Below are 20672 nucleotides of genomic sequence, written 5' to 3'. Positions count from 1 at the left end.
GCGTCAGGGACTGCCCCGAAGCGCCGCGCCGAGTACGGCCGGCGCTTCGGCCAATGACGGGCCGTACCAGGTGAGCCGGCGACCGTCGACCAGGGCGGCGGGCACTGCGGGGAATGCCTCTGGGCCGTCGTCGGGCGTGAAGCGGTACGGCTCGTCGGGCAGGACCACCAGGTCGGCTCCCGCCGCGTTCAGCTCGTCGATGCCGATGCGGGGGTAGCGCTCGGGATGATCGGCGTAGACGTTGTGCACGCCGAGCCGGGCAAGCAGGTCGCCCGCGAAGGTGTCGTGGCCGAGCACCATCCAGGGGCGCCGCCAGATCGGCACGACCGCCATCCGTTTCGGGCCCGGACGCACCCCGGCCCACACCCGCTCGGCCGCGTCCAGCCAGCCCGGCCGCGAGAGACCGCAGCCCTCCACCAGGACCCGCTCCAGCTCGGTGAACGCCTGCGGCAGCGTGCGGACCTCGGTGACCAGGACGTCGAGCCCGGCGGCGGCGAGGGCCGCGAGATCGGCGGCCCGGTTCTCCTCCTCGTTGGCGACGACGAGATCCGGGGCGAGCGCGATGATCCGCGCCACGTCCGGGTTCTTGGTGCCTCCGATGCGTACGGCGTCGAGCCCGGCCGGGTGGCTGCACCAGTCGGTCGCGCCCACCAGGAGCCCGGGGGCGCTGACCGCGACCGCCTCCGTCAGGGACGGGACGAGGGAGACCACCCTCATCAGTGGCGGGTCTCCTCGATGGCCTCGATGTGGTCGGCGACCGCCACGACCAGGATGCGGGTGCCGGGCAGCGCCGCCCGCCAGCGGTGGCGCACCCCGCCGGACAGGCACAGCGTGTCACCGCGCTCCAGGCGGTAGGCACGGCCCTCGGCCTCGACCTCGGCGGCCCCGTCGGCCACGTACATCAGCTCGTCGTTGCGGTGCTGGAATTCGCGCCCGGTGTCCTGCTCGCCGGTGAACTCCATCGCGTGCAGCTGGTGGTGCCCGCGCAGCAGGGGCCGCACACCGTGTCCGTCGCCCTCGGGCTCGGCCCGTACGACGTCGACCGTGCGGGTGCAGTCGGCGGCGTCGTACAGCTCGCCGACCGTGGTGTTCAGGGCGTCCGCCACGCGCTGGAGGGAGCGGGCGCTGGGGCGGGCGCGCTCGTTCTCGACCTGGCTGAGGAACGGCACCGAAAGGCCGCTGCGCTCGGCGACCACGGCCAGGGTGAGACCGAGGCTGCGGCGCAGCCGCCGTACCGCCACGCCCACCCGAAGAGTTTCCTTGTCGTCCATCTCCCGGGCTCCCTCCCTGTCACTCGGTCCGCGTCCGCACCGGCTGCGTTCACGTCACCCTACGCAGCTTCGGGCCCCGAGGGGACCGTCCCGCCAAGATCGCCAAGGGTTCCGCGGGAGATCAGGCCGGATCCCGACGTTCCGCAGCCGCGGCCGGAGGACCGGCCGCGGCTGCGGAAACGGGAGGCGGGAGGGGCTCCCCTCCCCGGGCGGCTACGACGAGACCGGAGTCCACTTGTCGGCCAGGCCCGGGTTCTCCTTGAGCCAGGCGCGCACGGCGTCCTGCTCCTTGCCCTTGCCGGTGGACTGGATCTTGGCTTCAAGGCTGGTGAGCTGCTTCTCGTCCATCTTGAAGTTCTTGAGCCAGTTGCCGACCTCGGCATTGTCGGAGGCGAAGCCCTTGCGGGCCAGGGTGTGCACACCGTCGCCCTTGCCCCAGACGCCCTTGGGGTCCTTGAGCTTCTTCAGGTCGTAGGTGTTGTACGCCCAGTGCGGCGACCAGAGCGGAACCACGATGGGCTCCTTCTTGGCGTACGCCCGCTTCAGCTCGGCCAGCATGCCGGGGGTGGAGCCGTCGACGACCTTGTACTCGCCGTCCAGGCCGTACTCCTTGAGGATCTTGTCCTTCAGGATCCCGGTCTCACCGGCGCTCGGCTCGATGCCGACGATACGGTTCTGGAACTCGGCGCCCTTGCCCTTGAGGTCTTCCAGGGAGTTGACGTCCTTGACGTAGGACGGCACCGACAGTTCCAGGGAGGTGGGGCCGTACCAGGAGCCCATGTCCTCCAGCTTGTCCTTGTACTTCGCCCAGTACTGGGCGTGCGTGGTGGGGAGCCAGGAGTCGGTCTCGAAGTCGATCTGGCCGCCGGCCATGCCGGTGTAGAGCGCGCCTGCCTCGTACTGGCGGGCGTCCACGGTGAAGCCGCGGCGCTCCAGGAGCTCCTTCCACAGGAAGGTGGAGGCGACGCCCTCGTCCCACGGGATGTAGCCGAGCGAGATCTTCTTGCCCTTGCCGACGTCCTTGGCGCCACTGGCGGTGGCCTCGTCCGAGGAGCCGAACATGTTCATGCCGCCCGCGACGAGCGCGAGGACGACCACGCCGACGACCGCGACGGCGGGCTGCGGACGGTAGTTCCAGATCCTGAGACCGCCGGTGGCGGCCTTCGCCTTGGCGAGCGCGCGCCGGCCGAGTGGCGAGACCTGGCGGCTGAGCGCTCCGGTCATCCGGTCCAGGTACATGGCCAGGACGACGATGGAGATGCCGGCCTCGAAGCCGAGGCCGATGTCGACATTGCCGATCGCCCGGTAGACGGCGCCGCCGAGGCCGCCGCCGCCCGCCATGCCCGCGATGACCACCATGGACAGGCTGAGCATGATGACCTGGTTGATGCCCGCCATGATCGTCGGCAGGGCGAGGGGGAGCTGCACGCGCACCAGGGTGTTGCGCGGCGTGGTGCCGAACGCCTCGGCCGCCTCGACGAGTTCACCGTCGACCTGGCGGATGCCGAGCTCCGTCATACGCACGCCCGGGGGCAGCGAGAAGACGATGGTGGCGATGATGCCGGGGACGACACCGACGCCGAAGAAGATGATGCCGGGGATCAGGTAGACCATCGCCGGCATGGTCTGCATGAAGTCGAGGACCGGCCGCAGGACGGCGCTGACCGTCTTGGAGCGCGCGGCCCAGATGCCGAGCGGGACGGCGACGACCAGCGTGACGATCGCGGCGACGAGCACCAGCGACAGCGTCGACATCGTGTCGTCCCACAGCTGGATCGAGTCGATCAGCGCGAAACCGGCGAAGGTGAGCACACCCGCGGACAGGCCGCGCAGCCACCAGGCCACGACGGCGAGGATGCCCGCGAAGAGCAGCGGCTGCGGTGCGTCGAGCACCGCGTTGATGCCGTCGTACATGCCGTTGACGACCTGGGTGATGGCGTCGAACAGCCAGGAGAGGTGGCGCTGGAGGAAGTCGACGGCGCTGTCGACCCAGTCGCCGAGGTGGAGCCTAGGCATGCGCAGCCACCTCCTTCATCGAGCAGACGACCGGGCCCTGCTTGTCCTCCCCGAGGAAGGCGATGAGCCGCTCCTGCGGCACGACGCCGAGCAACGAGCCGTCGGTGTCCTTGACCGCGACCGGGTGCGGGACCCGGGCGGCGACGGTGCACACGTCGGCGACGGGGGTGTCGGGCAGGACGGTCTCGCAGTCGCAGTCCCCGGCGTCGGGACGGTGCGGGGTGGTCATCACGGAGAGCGCGGTGAGCACCCGGGAGCGGTCGACGTCCTGGATGAAGGAGGCCACGTAGTCGTTGGCCGGGGTGAGCAGGATGTCCTCGGCGGTGCCGAGCTGGACGATCCGCCCGTCGCGCATCACGGCGATCTTGTCGCCGAGCCGCATGGCCTCGTTGAGGTCGTGCGTGATGAAGACGATCGTCTTCTTGAGGCGCTTCTGCAGTTCGAGGAGCTGGTCCTGCATGTCGCGCCGGATCAGCGGGTCGAGGGCGCTGAACGACTCGTCCATCAGGAGCAGGTCGGCGTCGGTGGCCAGCGCGCGGGCCAGGCCCACCCGCTGCTGCATGCCGCCGGAGAGCTCGTCGGGCCAGGAGTCGCCCCAGCCCGCGAGGCCGGTCAGCTCCAGGGCCTCGGCGGCGCGCTTCTCGCGCTCGGCACGGGGGACGCCCTGGACTTCGAGGCCGTACGCGGCGTTCTCGAGCACGCTGCGGTGCGGGAACAGCGCGAAGTGCTGGAAGACCATGCTGATCTTGCTGGAGCGGACCGTACGCATCTCACGGGCGGACAGGCTGGTCAGGTCCTGGCCGTCGAAGAGCACGCGGCCCGCGGTGGGCTCCAGGAGCCCGTTGAGCATGCGCAGCAGGGTCGATTTGCCGGATCCGGAGAGACCCATGACAACGAAGATCTGGCCGGGGTCCACCGTGAACGAGGCGTCGATCACCGCCGCGGTCGTCCCGTCCGCCCGCAGCTCGTCACGGTCCGCGCCGCCTTCGAGCTTGCGGACGGCTTCGTCGGGTCGTCTGCCGAACACCTTGTAGAGCTGCTCGGCTTGCAGCCTGGACACATACACCTCACGGGTAGAACTCAAAACGGCCCGACTCCCCCGCGGGCGGGCCGTGGAGCGGCGCGGATTCGGTCCGCAGCCCGAGAAATGGTTGAAATCCATACCTGGGTCCGCTCCGGCGTCGCGCCTGCCCTCCTTTGCCAGGAGCAAACACAACCGTGACCCAGTTCACTAATGCACGAGCGGGTACGGCTCCACGGGTGGTCGATGGCTTCACGGCTGCCGCGAGGTGGGTGTCAGTGGGGTGCGGCATCATCGGGGTGTGACGCGACGCCTGATGCTCCTCGACACCTCGTCCCTCTATTACCGCGCCTATTTCGGGGTGCCCGACACGGTCAGGGCGCCGGACGGCACGCCGGTCAACGCCGTGCGCGGCCTGCTCGACTTCATCTCCCGCCTTGTCCACGACCACCGCCCCGACGACCTCGTGGCCTGCATGGACGCGGACTGGCGGCCGCAGTGGCGGGTCGATCTGATCCCCTCCTACAAGGCGCACCGGGTGGCCGAGGAGACCCCGGCCGGGCAGCCCGACGAGGAGGAGACCCCGGACACGCTGGCCCCGCAGGTGCCGGTGATCGACGACGTCCTGGACGCGCTGGGCATCGCCCGGGTCGGCGTCGCCGGGTACGAGGCGGACGACGTGATCGGCACCTTGTCGGGCCTCTCGTCGGGCCCGGTCGACATCGTCACCGGCGACCGCGACCTGTTCCAGCTGGTCGACGACAAGCGCGGGGTGCGGGTCCTGTACCCCCGCAAGGGCGTGGGCGACTGCGACCTGGTCGACGACGAGCTGATCCGCACGAAGTACGGGGTGCGGCCCGATCAGTACGCGGACTTCGCGGCGCTGCGCGGCGACACCAGCGACGGCCTGCCCGGCGTGAAGGGCATCGGCGAGAAGACGGCGGCCCAGCTGATCGGCGAGTACGGCGACCTGGCGGGGGTGCGCGCGGCCGCCGCCGACCGCTCCTCCAAGCTGACGCCGGCCAAGCGCCGGGGAATCCTGGAGGCGGCGGACTATCTGGACGTCGCGCCGAAGGTGGTGCGGGTCGCAATGGACGTGGAACTGCCGGAGTTCGACCCCACGCTGCCCTCGGAGCCGCTCGACCCGGCCACCCTGGAGGAGCTGGTGGTCCAGTGGGGCCTGGCCGGGGCGACGGGCCGGCTGCTCGACACCCTTCGCACATGAGGTACGGGATTCCGCTCCCGTGATGCTAACTTAGGTAATCCTAACTAATAGTGGATCAGTTTGGACCAGGGGAGCGCACCGTGGCAGAACGCCCGTCTCGCAAGGCACGGAAGATCAATGAGGCCCAGGTGGTGCGCACCGAGCGGCTCACCCCGCACATGGTGCGCCTCGTGCTCGGCGGCGAGTCGCTGGCCGGATTCGGCGCCGGCGAGCACACCGACCACTACATCAAGATCCTCTTCCCGGTCGAGGGCGTGACCTACCCCGAGCCCTTCGACATGGAGCGGATCCGCGCCGAGTTCCCGCGCGAGCAGTGGCCGAGCACCCGCGCCTACACGGTGCGCGCCTGGGACGCGGCGGCCGGCAAGCTGACCGTCGACTTCGTGGTGCACGGCGACGAGGGTCTCGCGGGCCCGTGGGCCACCGGCGTCCAGGTGGGCGAGACGGTGCGCTTCCTCGGCCCCGGCGGCGGGTACGCGCCGGACGCGGCGGCCGACTGGCACCTGCTCGTCGGTGACGAGAGCGCGCTGCCCGCGATCGCTGCGGCCATGGAGCGCATGCCGGCCGGCGCCGTGGTGCACGCCTTCGTCGAGGTGACCGGCCCCGAGGAGGAGCAGAAGATCAGCACTCCGGACGGTGCCACGGTGACCTGGCTGCACCGGGGCGAGGCCGCGGTGGGATCGGAACTGGTCGGCGCCGTAAGGGAGTTGGAGTTCCCGTCCGGTGACGTGCACGCGTTCGTGCACGGCGAGGCGGGCTTCGTGAAGGAGTTGCGCCGGCTGCTCCGGGTCGAGCGGAACGTACCGCGCGAGCGGCTTTCCATCTCGGGCTACTGGCGTCTGGGCCAGGACGACGACGGCTGGCGCGCGATGAAGCGCGACTGGAACGAGCAGGTGGAGCGCGAGCAGGAGGCCCCGGCGGCCTGACCCCCCTCCCCCACTCACCCCGAAACCCCCGGCGCGCCTGCCCGCCGGGGGTTTCGCCGTCGCCCGGCCCGGCCGTCGGGGTCAGGCGTCCCCCGCCCCCGGCGGCCGGTCACCGTAGACGCGGGCCGACGCGTTCTGGTGGGCCATCCGGCGGGTGGCGGCAAGAACCGCCTCGCCGAGTACGGTCCCGATGACCACCATTTCGAGCAGGTCCTCGCGACTCGCGTTGCGGCCGACGTAGGCGAGATCGGCGACGGCCACCTGCTCGGCCGCCTGCGCGTACTGATCCAGGACCTCCTCGGCGAAGTCGCCGTGGCCGACCCGTTCCATCGCCGCGAGCGCCCCCGCCAGGGCTCGCGCCGCCGGGCTGTCCGGCGGGACCCGCCACCCCCGGCGCTCGATCAGGGCCGCCACCTCCTCGCGCGCGGCCGCGAGTTCGGGGTCCTCTGCGTCGCCGTACCGGGGCATCATCCGCTTGGTCGCGGCGCCGAGCACTTCGTGCAACGGCTGGGCCGGGTTGTCGACGGCGCCGAGCACTTCGCCGACCGCCTGCACCGAGAGCCCGCCCACGTCGATCAGCGCGCGCACCAGGCGCAGCCTGCGCTCGTGGGACTCGTCGTAGCTCGCCTGGTTCGGGCTGGTCAGCTCGCCGGGCGGGAGCAGCCCCTCCCGGACGTAGTACTTGATCGTGGGGATCGCGACCCCCGTCCTGCGGCTCAACTCACCGATGCGCATCGCGTGTTCACCTCATCCGGCCTTGCCAACAATCGCCCCATCATAGATAGTCGCACTATCGGATAACGGATAGTGCTGCTGTCCATTTCTCTCGGGGGTCTCCCATGTCCTTCTCCTCCCCTCTCGCCCCACTGCGCACCTGGCACCGGCCGCTGGTGGTCTTCGCCGGGGCGATGGCGCTCTTAGCCGTCGTCTCGGCGGTGGGGCTGCTCGTGGACGACCGGACCCTGGTCGGCGCACCGATCTGGGCGAAGCCGCTGAAGTTCGCGGTCTCGTTCGTGGCGTACTGCCTGACGCTGGCCTGGATGCTCCAATTCACCACCCGTGGACGGAAGTCGGGCTGGTGGGCCGGGACCGTGGTCGCGGCGACCAGCCTGGTCGAGATCGTGATCATCACGGGCCAGGTGATCCGCGGCACACGCAGCCACTTCAACCGTCGGACGCCGTTCGACGCGACCCTCTACGACGTGATGGCAGGGACGGTCGCCGTCCTGTGGCTCGCCACGCTGATCGTCGCGGTGCTCCTGTTCCGCAGCACGATCGCCGACCGTGCCTCCGCCCTGGCGATCCGGGTCGGCGTGGCTCTCGGTGTGGCCGGCGCCGGACTCGGCTTCCTGATGACGCAGCCGACGCCCGCCCAGCGGCGCACACCGTCGGGCATCGTCGGCGCGCACAGCGTGGGTGTACCCGACAGCGGCCCCTCGATGCCGCTGACCGGCTGGTCCACAACCGGCGGCGACCTGCGCATCCCGCACTTCGTGGGAATGCACGCCCTCCAGCTGATCCCGCTGACCCTGATGGCTCTCGTCGCGCTGGGCGTCCGGATCCCCCGGCTCCGCGACGAGCGGATCCGCGCCCGCCTGGTCGCGGTCGCGGGTGCGGTGTACGCGGCGGTGCTCGCCCTGCTGACCTGGCAGGCCCTGCGCGGCCAGCCCCTGATCCACCCCGACGGAGCGACCCTGGGCGCCGCGGGCCTGATCGCCGCCGCAGCCATCCTGGGCACAACTGCCGTGCTGCGCCTGCCAGTTGACCGGTCTGGGGACGGCCTCACGCCGGAAGCGGCGAAGCAGCCCGTCGGGTGACCGGCACCGAAAAGCACACGGAAAGCCCGGCCCTCCGGAACTGCGGAGGGCCGGGCGGCTCCCTGGAGGGGATGTGTCGCTAGACCGACTTCTGGTACGAGCGGAACGTCCGGGTCGACAGCCAGACCGCGGCGATCGCCAGGGCGAGGAGTGCGCCGCCGCGGCCGAGGACGATGCCCCAGTCCGGGTCGGCGGACATGGCCGAACGGCCCGCCACCATGGCCCAGTTGAGCGGGTTGAAGTCGGCGATGTGGCGCATCCAGGAAGGCATCTGGGACGGCGCCATGAAGGCCGAGGACAGGAAGGTCAGCGGCAGCAGCAGGAAGGTGTTGATGCCGATGATCGACTCGCGCTGGCGGACCAGCATGCCGAGCGCGTTGGAGAAGGCGCCGAAGACCGTGCCGAGCAGGATCGCGGCGACGGCGAGGATGACCAGACCGCCGAAGCCGCCCGGGTAGTGGGCGCCGCCGAGCTTGCCGAGCAGCAGGATGATCACCGTCTGGACGGCGATGCTGATGCCGTTCTGCACGACGTTGGCGTTCATCAGGGCGCCGCGGCTGACCGGTGTGGTGAGGAAGCGGTTGAGCGTGCCACGCTCGATCTCCTCCAGGGTGCCCATGCCGGCCCACATGCTGGAGCCCAGCGCGCTCATCACCACGATGCCGGGGACGAGGTAGTCCAGGTAGGAGGTGGTGCCGAAGCCGCCGAGCTCGACGACCTTCTTGAAGAGGCTGCCGAAGAGGAAGAGCCAGATCACCGGCTGGACGAGGGTGATCAGGAGATAGGCGGGCTGCCGGAAGATTGCCATCAGCTGACGCTGCGTCATGTACCAGGTCTGGGCGAGGGCGTTGGAGCGCAGAGGCGCGGGGGTGGCGGACCGGGTGCTCATCGGGAGTCTCCCGCGGTGGCGAGGGCGGGGGCTTCGGCTGCCGCCTCGGCCTCGGAGTAACGGCGTCCGGCATAGCGCAGGTAGACGTCGTCGAGGGAGGGGCGGGCCACGGTCGCGGCGGCGACGGAGGCTCCGGCCCGCTCCAGGGCGGCGAGCAGCACGGGCACGGCGGCCGCGCCGTCGTCGGCGCGGGCGCTGACCCGGCGGCCGTCGAGCAGCACCTCGTGCACGCCGGGCAGCCCCAGGAGCGCATCGCGCAGCAGGGAGCGTTCAGTGACGGTCTCACGCAGCTCCACGTGGACGGCGTCGCCGCGGAGTTCGCCCTTCAGCTCGTCGGGGGTGCCCTCGACGACGACGCGGCCGCGATCGACGATCGCGATCCGCTCGCAGAGCCGGTCGGCCTCTTCGAGGTAGTGGGTGGTGAGCACGATGGTGAGCCCCTCGTCACCGGCCAGCCGGGAGATCTCGTCCCACATCGCGGCGCGGGCCTCGGGGTCGAGCCCGGTGGTCGGCTCGTCGAGGAACAGCACCTCGGGCCGGTGCACCAAGCCGAGCGCCACGTCGAGGCGTCGCTGCATGCCGCCCGAGTAGCCCTTGACGACGCGCTTGGCGGCGTGACCGAGGTCGAACCGTTCGAGCAGCTCGTCGACGCGGCGGCCCAAGGCCGCGCCCGTGAGCCCGTACAGGCGCCCCTGGAGCTGGAGGTTCTCGCGGCCGGTGGCGACGGGGTCGGCGCCGGACTTCTGCGCCACGACGCCGATCGTGCGGCGGACCCGGTCGGGGTGGCGCAGCACATCGTGCCCGGCGACGGTCGCGGTGCCGCTGTCGGGGCGGGCGAGGGTGGTGAGGATCTTGACGGTGGTGGACTTGCCGGCGCCGTTGGGGCCGAGCAGTCCGAAGACCTTGCCGGTTTCGACGGTGACGGCCATGCCGTTGAGGGCGGTGACATCGCCGGGATACGTCTTGATCAGGTTGCGCGCCTCTACTGCGGGCGCCCGGGTGCTCATGACGGGGCTCTCCTGTGGTGAGCGGGGTGGTCGGTATGACGGACCGTTCCGCGTGAGAAGCGCCGGGCTATCCTGGGCGTGCCGCACCTTCGATCGCCTGGCCTGCCGCGCGCGGGTCGGGTCCGGGGTTGCAACCCCGGTGTGGGCTGCTGCAACAGCCCGTACCGGGGTTCTTCTTCTGCTGTGCGGCCTGCCCTAGGGGGTTTCCCCCGGCCGGCCGCGTGAGTGATCCTGGTCCTCCAACTCCCGCCATTCCTCGGGCACTTCACCCGTGGAGTGCCAGGTGCGCCAGGCATCGACGCCGCTGAGGGTGCCGTCGGCCATCTCCTTGAGGAAGCCGCGCACCCACTCCACCTCGGCGTCGATCATGTGGAGCTGGTACTCGCTCTCCACGAGGAAGACCCGGGGCAGCGTCTCCCACAGCTTCCCCAGCGCTCCTCGCAGGCCCGCGGCCCGCACTTCCAGCGTATTGACTCGCTGTTCGAGCAGCGCGGCGACCTCGTCGGGCGGGAGTACGCCCATGAGGGAGAGCGCGGTCTCGAAAATCGGGAACTCGTGCACGGGCACCGAGACGATGTCCGCCATCCAGTCGAGCATCTCCTCGCGCCCGGCGGGCGTGAGGGCGTAGAGCGTGCGCTCCGGGCGATTGCCCTGCCGCTGAACATCGGCGACCTCGACGAACCCGTGCTTCTGGAGGTTCTGGACGACGGTGTACAGCGACCCGTAATTGATCTTGATGCTGTACTCCTTGCCGCGCTGGCGCAGAGTCTGGGCGATCTCGTACGGATGCATGGATTCCCGCTCGGCAAGCAACACCAGAACGGCCAGCGCCAGCGGATTACGGAGCTTGCGCCGCTTGGCCGCCATGACCCTCACCTCATTCCCGAATACTCGTGGCCGAACATATCGCGACTGGGGGGTTGCGTCAAGCGCGATGTATCGCGAGTTGGACCTGGGGGGGGCGTCGAGTTCGGCGAAGTAGGCGGCGCGGTATGGCCCTGCCTCGGCTCCGCCCTGTGGGCGCTGCGCACGACCGGCTCGTTCGAGCGGGCGCTCGGCGCGGCGGTCGATCTGGGCGGAGACACGGACACGGTCGCGGCCGTGACCGGCGGCCTGGCGGGCGCCTGTTACGGCCTTCCCTCCATCCCGGCCCGCTGGACGACCCCTCTGCACGTTCCCCTGCCGGGGTTCGGCGACCGGGTTCTGGGGGCAGCCGAACTGGACGCGATGGCAAGGGAGTTGGGCGCGGGTTCAGGCGCGTGAGAGGCTCTGGGCGCGGGCAGGTGCCGGCCCTCGGCCGGGACCGACCCGCCGGCCACCCCTGGACGTCACCCCGGGATCAGCGCGTACCCGCAATCCGCAGCGCGGCATCCGCCGTGGCCGCGGCGAAGACCGTGACATCGCGGCCCGGTGCCGAGCGGTGGATCAGGATGACGCCCTCGATCAGGCCGAAGACCAGGTCCGTGCGCAGCGCCAGCGCGTCCCCGTCCAGGTCGGCACAGTCCTCGGTCCCGGCGAGCAGTTCCCCGTACGCGGCCTTCAGTTCGGCGCGGTTGCGGTGGAACACGGCGAAGCGCTCGGCGCGCACCTCGGGGAGCAGGTAGAGCGCCCCCAGGTTGTACGGACCGCCGCACAGCAGCTTCACGTCGGAGCGGCACAGTTCGCGCAGCCGGTCCTCGGCGCTGCGCGATGTGTCTTCGAGGAGGCGTCGCGCGAGGTCCAGGGAGGGGGTGACCGTCGACTCCAGCAACTCGGCGAGCAGGTCCTCCTTGCCGGAGAAGTAGTGGTACATCGTGGCCTGCCGAAGCCCCACCCGGTCCGCCACCGCCCGGGTCGTGGTCGCCGCGTATCCGTGCAGCGTGAACAACTCGGCCGCCGCGCACAGCAGTTCATCCCGTGCGGCCAACCCACTGTCCGGCCGCTGCACAGCCCGCGGCCGCCCGACCCTTCGACCCGTCGTGGCACTCATGAAACCGATCGTCGCACACCTGGCCGAGGGGGCTGCCGGGCGACGTTTCCAGGCTGCTCCGAGAGCCGCCCGCCGCTCCGGCCCACGGTCGCGGCGTACGAGCCGACTTGCGGGGCACCGGGGTGCCGAACCCCATGGAAACGGACCTGGAGTGGCCCCCGCCCACAACCCCGGCGGGGGCCACTCCAACCCGGCGGCACGGAACCCCCGTACCGCCCGAAGACTCAGCCGACCGAGCTGTACGCCACGACTCCCCGCAGCAGCGCGTCGACCGCCTTGCGGGCGTTCTTCGCGACCGTGCTGTTCTCGCGCGGCGCCGCGGCCGCGATCTGGCCGAGGACGTCGATGACCTGCTTGCACCAGCGGACGAAGTCGCCCGCGGGCATGTCGGCTTCGCGGAGCACCTCGTCCAGGCCCTTGTCGGAGGCCCACTGGTAGGCGGCCCAGGCGAAGCCGAGGTCGGGCTCGCGCTGGCCCACGCCCTCCGCCTGGTTGATCTTGTGGTCCTCTTCGAGGGCGTCGAGCCGGCCCCAGATCCGTACCATCTCGCCGAGCGCGGCCTTGGCCTTGCCCGACGGCGTCTTGGGCGCCACGGCGTCGTCGGACTGCCGCGCCTCGTACACCAACGCCGATACGCAGGCGGCCAGTTCGGCCGGGCTCAGACCTTCCCAGACTCCCGCGCGCAGGCATTCGCTGGCCAGCAGGTCGAGCTCGCCGTACAGCCGGGCCAGGCGCTTGCCGTGCTCGGTGACCTCGTCGTCGCGCAGGTAGTCGAGCTCGGTGAGCAGCGCCACGATGCGGTCGAAGGTGCGCGCGATGGTGTTGGTGCGCCCCTCGATGCGCTTCTCCAGCTGCCGGGTGTCGCGCTGCAGGCGGTGGTAGCGCTCGGCCCAGCGGGCGTGGTCCTCGCGCTCGTCGCAGCCGTGGCAGGGGTGGGCGCGCAGGGCGGTGCGAAGGCGGGTGATCTCGCGGTCGTCGGCCGCCTCCGAGCGGGCCTTGCGGTGCCGCTCGGGGACGATGTGCCCGGCCTTGGTGCGCAGCGCGGACGCCAGGTCCCGGCGGGACTGCGGCGAGCGTGCGTTGAACGACTTCGGGACCCGCATCCGCTCCAGGGCCTCCACGGGCACCGGGAAGTCGATCGAGGCGAGCCGCTTGACCTGCCGTTCGGCGGTCAGCACGAGCGGGCGCGGCCCGTCGTGCTGCTCGAAGCCGCGGTGGCCGTTGGTGCGCCCGGCGGGGATCCCCGGGTCGAGGACGAGGGCGAGGCCGGCGAACTTGCCGGTCGGCACGTGGATGACGTCTCCCGGCTTGAGCTTCTCCAGGGAGGCCGCGGCGGCCGCCCGGCGCTGGGCCGCGCCGTGCTTGGCGAGCTCGGTCTCGCGGTCCTTGAGGTCGCGCCGCATCCGCGCGTACTCCTCGAAGTCCCCGAGGTGGCAGTGCATGCCCTCCCGGTAGCCCTCAAGGCCCTCCTCGTTGCGCTGGACCTGGCGCGAGATGCCGACGACGGACTTGTCGGCCTGGAACTGCGCGAAGGAGGTTTCGAGCAGCTCGCGCGAGCGGTGCCGGCCGAACTGCTGGACCAGGTTGACGGCCATGTTGTACGAGGGCTTGAAGCTGGAGCGCAGCGGATACGTACGCGTGCCGGCCAGGCCCGCGAGCGCGCCCGGGTCCATGCCGCGCTGCCACAGGACCACGGCGTGGCCCTCGACGTCGATGCCGCGGCGCCCGGCGCGGCCGGTGAGCTGGGTGTACTCGCCGGGCGTGATGTCGGCGTGCTGTTCGCCGTTCCACTTGACGAGCTTCTCCAACACCACGGAGCGCGCCGGCATGTTGATGCCGAGGGCGAGGGTCTCGGTGGCGAAGACGGCCTTCACCAGGCCGCGTACGAACAGCTCCTCCACGACCTCCTTGAAGGTGGGCAGCATGCCCGCGTGGTGGGCGGCGATGCCGCGCTCCAGGCCTTCGAGCCACTCGTAGTAGCCGAGGACGTTCAGGTCCTCACCGGGGATGGAGGCGGTGCGCTCCTCGACGATCTCGCGGACCTTCTGGCGCGCTTCCTCGTCGTTGAGTCTGAGGCCCGCGTACATGCACTGCTGGACGGCCGCCTCGCAGGCGGCGCGGCTGAAGATGAAGGTGATGGCCGGCAACAGGCCTTCGGCGTCGAGCCGTTCGATGACTTCGGGGCGGCCCGGCGTCCAGATCCGCGAGCGCTGACGGCGCTCCCGCTCGCGGTCGGCCTCGCGCACCATCTTGCCGCGGCGCCGGTCGCGCGGGTTGTACGTCTTCTGGTTCTCCATCCGCGCCATGCGCAGCAGGTCGGGGTTGACCTCGCGCCTGGCGACGCCGCGCCCGCCGTGGTCGGACTCCTCCTCGAAGAGGTCGTACATCCGCCGGCCGGCCATGACGTGCTGCCACAGCGGCACGGGGCGGTGCTCGGAGACGATCACTTCGGTGTCGCCGCGGACGGTGTCCAGCCAGTCGCCGAACTCCTCGGCGTTGGAGACGGTCGCCGACAGCGAGACCAGCGTGACGGACTCCGGGAGGTGGATGATCACCTCTTCCCATACGGCGCCGCGGAAGCGGTCGGAGAGGTAGTGCACCTCGTCCATCACCACGTATCCGAGGCCGAGCAGCGCCTGGGAGCCCGCGTACAGCATGTTGCGGAGCACTTCGGTGGTCATCACGATCACCGGTGCGTCGGCGTTGACGCTGTTGTCGCCGGTCAGCAGGCCCACCTTGGAGGCGCCGTAGCGGCGCACGAGGTCGGCGTACTTCTGGTTGGACAGCGCCTTGATGGGCGTGGTGTAGAAGCATTTGCGGCCCTGCTCCAGGGCCAGGTGCACGGCGAACTCGCCGACGATGGTCTTGCCGGAGCCGGTGGGCGCCGCGACGAGCACGCCCTTTCCGGCTTCGAGGGCCTGGCAGGCCTCGATCTGGAAGGGGTCCAGATCGAAGTCGTACAGGTCACGGAAGGGCGCGAGCGCGGTGGCCTGCTCGACGGCGCGGAGCCGGGCAGCTGCGTACGCTTCGGCTGGTGAGAGGTCCTCTGTCATCTTGTCTTCGAGCCTACCCGCCGCCTCTGACAGAGGTCGCGATCTTTATTGGAGGCCGGTATTGACGGCCTTCCGGCCGGGCGCCGGTACCGGTGCCAATACCCGTACGGCGGCGCGTACACACTCCGCGGTGAGCGGGAGCGGACCGAGCCGTTCCCCGTCGGCGTACCCGGTGATGCCGTCGGCGGCGAGCGTGATCGAGGCGACGCGGTGCGTGGTGACCACCGGGTGGGTGAGGTGGGTGCCCCGGTAGACCCGCGGGAAGACCTTGACCAGGGTCGTACGCGAGCAGTCGCCGACGACGGTGACGTCGAAGAGCCCGTCGGTCAGATCGGCGTCGGCACAGATGCGCATGCCGCCTCCGTAGGAGGACGCGTTTCCGACGGCGATCAGGGTCGCCTCGATCTCACGGGTCTCCCCGTCGTCGAGCGTGATCTTGTACGGGACCGGCCTGAAGGCGGCCAGTTCGGCGAGCATCGCGAGGTCGTACTTGAAGCGGCCGTTCGGCCAGCGCATGCGGTTGCCGCGGTCGTTGACCTTGGAGTCGAAGCCGGAGGCGAGGACGGTGGCGAACCAGCGGTCGCCGACGCGGCCGAGGTCGATGTCCCTGATGTGCGCGCCCTTGAGGGCCTGAGCCGCGAGTTCCCCGGCGCGGGCCGGGTCGCGTATCGGCAGGCCGAGCGCGCGGGCGAAGTCGTTGCCGGTGCCCGCGGCGACGACGCCGAGCGGGGTCCTGGTCCCGGCGACCGCCTGGAGGGCAAGGTTGACCATGCCGTCGCCGCCGACGGTGATGAGCGCCCCGGTGCCGCCCCGGACGGCCTCGCGGGCGCGGCACAGCGCGTCGTCGGCGTCCTCGCCGAGCACGGTGCGTACGGAGAATCCGGCGGCCCGCAACGCCGAAGCGGCCGGCTGCGCGGCGTGCGCGCCCCGGCCGCGTCCCGCGGTGGGATTGACGAAGAGGGTGATCTCGCTGGTCACCCGCCGGACCCTACAAGGTCCGGCGATCACGTCAAGGTCAGGTGATGTCGTCGTACCCGTTGAGCTTGCTGGAACGGCCCCCGTCGGCCTGCTCGGGCACGGCCGGTGCCGCGCTCACGGCCTCGACGGTGCCGATGTCCTCGGGCGTGAGGTCGAGGTCGGAGGCCTCGTCGTCGGCGGGCCCGGCCTCGGAGCGCTCCTTGCGGCGCTTGTCGTTCATCAGCGAGATGCCGACGGCGATGAAGTAGAGGCCGACGATCGGGGTGGCGAGCGAGAGCATCGAGACCGGGTCGACGGTCGGCGTCGCGAAGGCCGCGAAGATCGTGACACCCATGATCATTCCGCGCCACCAGCCCAGCATCCGGCGGCCGGTGAGAATGCCGGTGAAGTTGAGCATGACGAGGAACAGCGGCAGCTCGAAGGAGAGGCCGAAGACAATGATCATGCGGGTGACGAGGTCGATGAGCTCGTTCAGCGGCAGGAGGTTGGCCACGCCCTCCGGTGTGAAGTCCAGGAGCACCTTGGCCGCTGCGGGCAACACGTTGTACGAGAACCATCCGCCCGCAACGAAGAGCGGGAAGCCCGCCGCCACGAAGCCCAGCGAGTACTTCTTCTCGTGCTTGTGCAGGCCAGGCGCAACGAACGCCCAAAGCTGGTAGAGCCAGACCGGGCTGGCCGCCACGACACCGGTGACCATAGACACCTTGATCATCAGGGTGAACGGCCCCATCAGGCCGGACATCGTGATGTTGCCGCAGGTGTCCTTGCTCTTGTTGGTGAGCTCGCCGAAGGCCACCGAGCAGCCCACCGATTCCTTGATCGGCTTGGTGATCAGCTCAGCGATGTCCTTGTAATAGAACGCCGCCACGATGGCGCAGACCAGGATCGCCAACACCGACTTCGCGAGCCGGTTGCGCAGCTCGCGAAGGTGGTCCGAGAGCGGCATCCGGCCCTCGGGGTCCCTCTGTTGTTTGCGGGCAGACTTGAGCAACCCACGTCCTCATCTCGTGCGGCAGGTCACTTTGGTCACAGAGGTGAACAGCGCCTGCTTCGGCCCGGTGTCAGCGCTGCGTCGTGTCCGTCGGCTCGGTCACCGGACGGGCGCTGCTCACATCGCCGGGCGCGGACTGGATCGTGCGCTGGGCCGGCGGCTGCTCGGCCGGCGGGTCGGCCGGGGCGGGCTGCTGGCCCTCGGACTTCATGGCCTTGGCCTCGCTCTTGAGGATGCGGGCCGACTTGCCGAGCGACCGCGCCATGTCCGGGAGCTTCTTCGCGCCGAACAGCAGGACGACGACGATGAGGATGAGAATGATCTCGGGGGCGCCGAGCCTTCCGAACATAAGCGTTTACCTTCTCACCGAGGCTGCAGGGTAGGGGGCTGCTGGGGGTGGCCGGACTGGTGTCCGACCGCCTTACGTGCAGCGATCGTAACGCGCAGGGGTAAACGCTGGGCAATCCCCGTGCGTACGCCCGTTTGCGGACCGGGCCTCGCTACCTGGGCCGCGTTGTGCAGCGTACCGCCCCGAAACGGGCGACATCAGAGCGCACCGGTCACCTCAGCGTTTCTCCGGCACCCGCGAGGTGGACGGCAGCGCGCTCCAGGTCCTCGGCCGCGCGGTTGATCTTCCTTGTGGTGTCGGCCACTTGGCGGCCGAGCCGCTGCGCCTCGACGAACACCTTGATCGCGAGGATGCCGAGCACGGCGATCCCGAGGAAACCGAGGGCGATGGCGGTCATCGGCCAGAACATGGATGCGGACCCTAGACGGTGGAGTGGAGGCGGAGGGTGCGGACACCGCCGCCGGTGAGGAGTTCGATGATGCGCTCCCCGGCCGGCTTGCGGACGGCCGAGCCGCACTCGGGGCAGGTGAAGGAGTAGAAGGTGGTGCGTCGGCTGGCGCCGATGGCCAGGCGGAGCGCGGCCGCGCCGAGTTCGAAGCGGGCGCGGCACTCCGGGCAGGCCGCCTTGAAGAGGACCGGGATCACGGGACGGGCAATACCGGGCAATACCGACATGTTCCGCAATTCTCCTCAGCTCTGGTGGTCGAGCGCGGGCGGTTCCTCGTAGCCGGCCAGCGCCTCGCGGGCCGCGCGCCGGGCGCTCTCGGCGAGGTCGTCCGGCGAGACGATCCGGCCGTCCTGGCCGAGCCGCAGCGCGAGGCGCCGCAGCGACGCGGGGTCGGGCGTGCGCAGCGTGATCCGCAGGCCGCCGTCGGGGAGCTCCTCGGCGCTGTCGTGCGGGTAGTACTCGGCGACCCAGCGGCCGCCGGGGCCGACCTCGACGACGACCTCGGGGTCCTCGGCGGACGGCTGGACGAGCCCCTCGGACAGGTCGCGCAGCTCCAGCTCGGGCGGCGCGGAGGCCTCGTCGAGCAGGCGGATCTCGGCGACCCGGTCGAGCCGGAAGGTGCGCCGGGCCTCGGAGAGCCGGCACCACGCCTCCATGTAGGTGTGGCCGACGGCGAAGAGCCGGATCGGGTCGACCTCGCGCTCGGTGAGCTCGTCGCGGGCCGGCGAGTAGTACTTCACCCACAGCCGGCGGCGCTCGGAGATCGCCCGGTCGACCTCGGCGAAGACGCCGCCCTCGGACTCGAAGGTGACCGAGAGCCGGGAGCTGGCGCCGGCGGCCTCGCCGGCCGCGGCCTCCAGTTTTGCGGTGGCGCGCAGCAGCGCCTGCCGGTCGCCCTCGCGCAGGCCGGGCAGCGTGGAGACGGCGCGCGCGGCGACCAGCAGCGCCGTCGCCTCGTCGGCGGCGAGCCGGAGCGGGGCCGCGACGTCGTCCGGGTTGTGCCACCAGATGCGGTCGCCGTCGGTGTCGATGTCCAGGAGGTCGCCGCCGCGGAAGCTCGTGCCGCACATGGGCAGCACGTCCAGGTCGGAGATCAGTTCGTCCTCGGTGATGCCGAAGGCGCGGGCGACGTCCGCGACATGGGCGCCGGGGCGCTCGCGCAGATAGGTCACCAGCGACAGCATCCGCCGCGTCTGGTCGATGGCGTTTGCAGCCATGGTCGTACGGTCCCCCTCAGCCCTTGGCCACGGCGCGCAGCCGGTCCATCACGTCGGCCCGCAGGTCGGCGGGCTCCAGCACGACCACGTCGGGGCCGAACTCCACGAGGTGGGCGTCCAGCCCGTGCCCGTACGGAATCTCCAACTCGTCCCACCCGTCGCCGAGTTCCCGTGCCGCGGTGGCCCGCGAGCGCAGCGGGTAGCCGGCCCCGGCGCGCAGCCGGATCCTGGCCGAGCGGGTCGCGGTCTCCCCCGCCCAGCTCTCGACGGTCTCGCGCACGGTGACGACGTCGGGCACCGGCGCTGTGAAGGCGCCCGCGCGGGAGCGGACCCGGCCGGAGATGCGGCTGAGCCGGAACACCCGCTCGGCACCCCGGTCTCGGTCCCAGCCGGCCAGGTACCAGTGGCCGCGCCAGCACTCCAGGCCCCAGGGCTCGACGTGCCGGGCCTCGGGGCGTACGGCGGTGACCTTGCGGTAGTCGAAGACGACCGGGCGCCGGTCGCGGCAGGCCAGCATCAACGGCTCGAAGGCCGTCTCGTGGACCGGGATGCGCGGCTCGATGGCGCTGTGCTCGTACGGGTTGTCGGCTTCCGGCATCCCGGCGGCTCGCAGCTTCTGGAGAGCTCCGCTGGCCGCGCCCGCGAGCCGGGCCTGCTGCCAGACGCGGGCGGCGAGCCCGAGGGCCGCGGCCTCCTCGGCATCCAGCTGGACCGGCGGCAGGCGGTTGCTGTCGCGGCGGGCGAGATAGCCGGTCTCGCCGTCGAGGTTCTCGACGGTCTCGATGACCAGGCCGAGTTCCCGCAGATCGTCCTTGTCCCGCTCGAACATCCGGTTGAAGGAATCGTCGGACCCGGCTTCGAGATAGGCCTCGATGGACTCGCGCAGCTCCCGCTTGCTGAGTGCGCGCCGTGTCCCGAGCAGACACAGCGCCAGGTTCATCAGCCGCTCGGCCTTGGCAATCGCCATCGATGCCCTACGCCCTCTCTCGTTGTGCGCTACGACCGTTGACCGTACCGCCCCCGGCTGCCCCGGCAAAAGCCGAGGGCCCATGCCGGCAGGCATGGACCCTCGGTCTGATCAGGTCCGATCGCTCGGGACTGATCGAGGTGCGTCTCAGACGGAGACCAGGTCGCAGACGAAGATCAGCGTCTCGCCCGGGGCGATCGCGCTGCCGGCGCCGCGGTCGCCGTAGGCGAGGTGGGCCGGGATGGTCAGACGGCGGCGGCCGCCGACCTTCATGCCCTGGATGCCCTGGTCCCAGCCGGAGATGACCTGGCCGGCGCCGAGCTTGAACTCCAGCGGGTTGCCGCGGTTCCAGGAGGCGTCGAACTCCTCACCGGTGGAGAAGGCCACGCCCACGTAGTGGACCTTGACGAAGTCTCCGGCCTTGGCGACGGCGCCGTCACCCTCCCAGATCTCCTTGATCTCCAGGTCAGCCGGCGGCTGGCCCTCGGGGAAGTCGATCTCGGGCTTGTCGATGCTCACGTAATGCTC

General features: G+C 70.8%; 21 protein-coding genes and 1 pseudogene. 4 read left to right on the top strand and 18 right to left on the bottom strand.

Annotation, left to right across the window (positions count from 1 at the left end; translation table 11 throughout):
* Positions 1-3: 3 nt before the first annotated feature.
* From ABD346_RS17905 to ABD346_RS17890, 4 genes are all read right to left on the bottom strand, one after another.
* The gene (locus ABD346_RS17905; protein WP_344375895.1) at positions 4-717 is read right to left on the bottom strand and encodes a helical backbone metal receptor; all 714 of its coding nucleotides are present in this window, start codon (positions 715-717) and stop codon (positions 4-6) included.
* A complete protein-coding gene (locus ABD346_RS17900) occupies positions 717-1271 on the bottom strand; it encodes a helix-turn-helix domain-containing protein (protein WP_344375894.1) in 555 nt (184 codons plus the stop codon). Before ABD346_RS17900 ends, ABD346_RS17905 begins: the two co-directional genes overlap by 1 nt.
* 213 nt (positions 1272-1484) lie before the next feature.
* Positions 1485-3287, bottom strand: a complete 1803-nt coding sequence (locus ABD346_RS17895) for an ABC transporter permease/substrate binding protein (protein ID WP_344375893.1) — start codon at positions 3285-3287, stop codon at positions 1485-1487.
* Positions 3280-4347: a quaternary amine ABC transporter ATP-binding protein gene (locus ABD346_RS17890; protein ID WP_344375891.1), complete on the bottom strand. Its 1068-nt coding sequence runs from the start codon at positions 4345-4347 to the stop codon at positions 3280-3282. Before ABD346_RS17890 ends, ABD346_RS17895 begins: the two co-directional genes overlap by 8 nt.
* 277 nt (positions 4348-4624) lie before the next feature.
* Between ABD346_RS17890 and ABD346_RS17885 the strand changes: the two genes are divergently transcribed.
* Both ABD346_RS17885 and ABD346_RS17880 read left to right on the top strand, forming a co-directional pair.
* Complete coding sequence (locus tag ABD346_RS17885) at positions 4625-5533, top strand: 5'-3' exonuclease (RefSeq protein WP_344376265.1); 909 nt, start codon at positions 4625-4627, stop codon at positions 5531-5533.
* Positions 5534-5613: 80 nt separating this feature from the next.
* Positions 5614-6459: a siderophore-interacting protein gene (locus ABD346_RS17880; RefSeq protein WP_344375890.1), complete on the top strand. Its 846-nt coding sequence runs from the start codon at positions 5614-5616 to the stop codon at positions 6457-6459.
* An 81-nt stretch (positions 6460-6540) separates the two neighbouring features.
* On the opposite strand, the gene ABD346_RS17875 is transcribed toward ABD346_RS17880, so the two are convergent.
* Complete coding sequence (locus ABD346_RS17875; protein ID WP_344375888.1) at positions 6541-7194, bottom strand: MerR family transcriptional regulator; 654 nt, start codon at positions 7192-7194, stop codon at positions 6541-6543.
* A gap of 173 nt (positions 7195-7367) precedes the next feature.
* On the opposite strand from ABD346_RS17875, the gene ABD346_RS17870 reads away from it, so the two are divergent.
* Positions 7368-8276, top strand: coding sequence for a hypothetical protein (locus ABD346_RS17870; RefSeq protein WP_344376263.1), 909 nt, complete (start codon positions 7368-7370; stop codon positions 8274-8276).
* A gap of 79 nt (positions 8277-8355) precedes the next feature.
* On the opposite strand, the gene ABD346_RS17865 is transcribed toward ABD346_RS17870, so the two are convergent.
* From ABD346_RS17865 to ABD346_RS17855, 3 genes are all read right to left on the bottom strand, one after another.
* Complete coding sequence (locus tag ABD346_RS17865) at positions 8356-9165, bottom strand: ABC transporter permease (protein WP_344375887.1); 810 nt, start codon at positions 9163-9165, stop codon at positions 8356-8358.
* Entirely contained in the window at positions 9162-10172 is a 1011-nt protein-coding gene (locus tag ABD346_RS17860) for an ATP-binding cassette domain-containing protein (protein ID WP_344375885.1), read from the bottom strand. Before ABD346_RS17860 ends, ABD346_RS17865 begins: the two co-directional genes overlap by 4 nt.
* Before the next feature lie 195 nt (positions 10173-10367).
* Entirely contained in the window at positions 10368-11039 is a 672-nt protein-coding gene (locus ABD346_RS17855) for a PadR family transcriptional regulator (RefSeq protein ID WP_344375883.1), read from the bottom strand.
* Between the two features lie 108 nt (positions 11040-11147).
* Here ABD346_RS17855 and ABD346_RS17850 point away from each other — a divergent pair.
* Positions 11148-11435 (top strand): annotated as a pseudogene (locus ABD346_RS17850) (ADP-ribosylglycohydrolase family protein); the annotation flags it as partial.
* 76 nt (positions 11436-11511) lie between these two features.
* Here the strand turns inward: ABD346_RS17850 and ABD346_RS17845 are convergent.
* From ABD346_RS17845 to ABD346_RS17800, 10 genes are all read right to left on the bottom strand, one after another.
* Positions 11512-12141, bottom strand: a complete 630-nt coding sequence (locus ABD346_RS17845; RefSeq protein ID WP_344375881.1) for a TetR/AcrR family transcriptional regulator — start codon at positions 12139-12141, stop codon at positions 11512-11514.
* 224 nt (positions 12142-12365) lie between these two features.
* Positions 12366-15194, bottom strand: a complete 2829-nt coding sequence (locus ABD346_RS17840) for a DEAD/DEAH box helicase (protein ID WP_344375880.1) — start codon at positions 15192-15194, stop codon at positions 12366-12368.
* 45 nt (positions 15195-15239) lie between these two features.
* Positions 15240-16172, bottom strand: a complete 933-nt coding sequence (locus ABD346_RS17835; protein ID WP_344375878.1) for a diacylglycerol kinase — start codon at positions 16170-16172, stop codon at positions 15240-15242.
* 37 nt (positions 16173-16209) lie between these two features.
* The gene (gene tatC / locus ABD346_RS17830; RefSeq protein WP_344375876.1) at positions 16210-17163 is read right to left on the bottom strand and encodes a twin-arginine translocase subunit TatC; all 954 of its coding nucleotides are present in this window, start codon (positions 17161-17163) and stop codon (positions 16210-16212) included.
* Positions 17164-17233: 70 nt separating this feature from the next.
* Positions 17234-17512, bottom strand: coding sequence for a Sec-independent protein translocase subunit TatA (gene tatA, locus ABD346_RS17825; protein ID WP_053723515.1), 279 nt, complete (start codon positions 17510-17512; stop codon positions 17234-17236).
* 211 nt (positions 17513-17723) lie between these two features.
* Complete coding sequence (locus ABD346_RS17820; protein ID WP_344375874.1) at positions 17724-17921, bottom strand: hypothetical protein; 198 nt, start codon at positions 17919-17921, stop codon at positions 17724-17726.
* A gap of 11 nt (positions 17922-17932) precedes the next feature.
* Positions 17933-18187: a hypothetical protein gene (locus ABD346_RS17815; protein ID WP_344375871.1), complete on the bottom strand. Its 255-nt coding sequence runs from the start codon at positions 18185-18187 to the stop codon at positions 17933-17935.
* A gap of 15 nt (positions 18188-18202) precedes the next feature.
* A complete protein-coding gene (locus tag ABD346_RS17810) occupies positions 18203-19177 on the bottom strand; it encodes a helix-turn-helix transcriptional regulator (RefSeq protein ID WP_053723512.1) in 975 nt (324 codons plus the stop codon).
* Between the two features lie 16 nt (positions 19178-19193).
* Positions 19194-20144 (bottom strand): helix-turn-helix transcriptional regulator, encoded by a 951-nt coding sequence (locus ABD346_RS17805; RefSeq protein WP_344375869.1) that lies wholly within the window; start codon positions 20142-20144, stop codon positions 19194-19196.
* A 147-nt stretch (positions 20145-20291) separates the two neighbouring features.
* The gene (locus ABD346_RS17800; protein ID WP_053723510.1) at positions 20292-20663 is read right to left on the bottom strand and encodes an FKBP-type peptidyl-prolyl cis-trans isomerase; all 372 of its coding nucleotides are present in this window, start codon (positions 20661-20663) and stop codon (positions 20292-20294) included.
* Positions 20664-20672: the final 9 nt, after the last annotated feature.

The sequence above is a fragment of the Streptomyces mauvecolor genome (genome assembly GCF_039532965.1).
In the GTDB taxonomy this organism is placed as follows: Bacteria; Actinomycetota; Actinomycetes; order Streptomycetales; family Streptomycetaceae; genus Streptomyces; species Streptomyces violascens.
The sequence above is the reverse complement of the archived record's forward strand: the minus strand, read 5'-3'. Positions and strand labels throughout refer to the sequence as shown.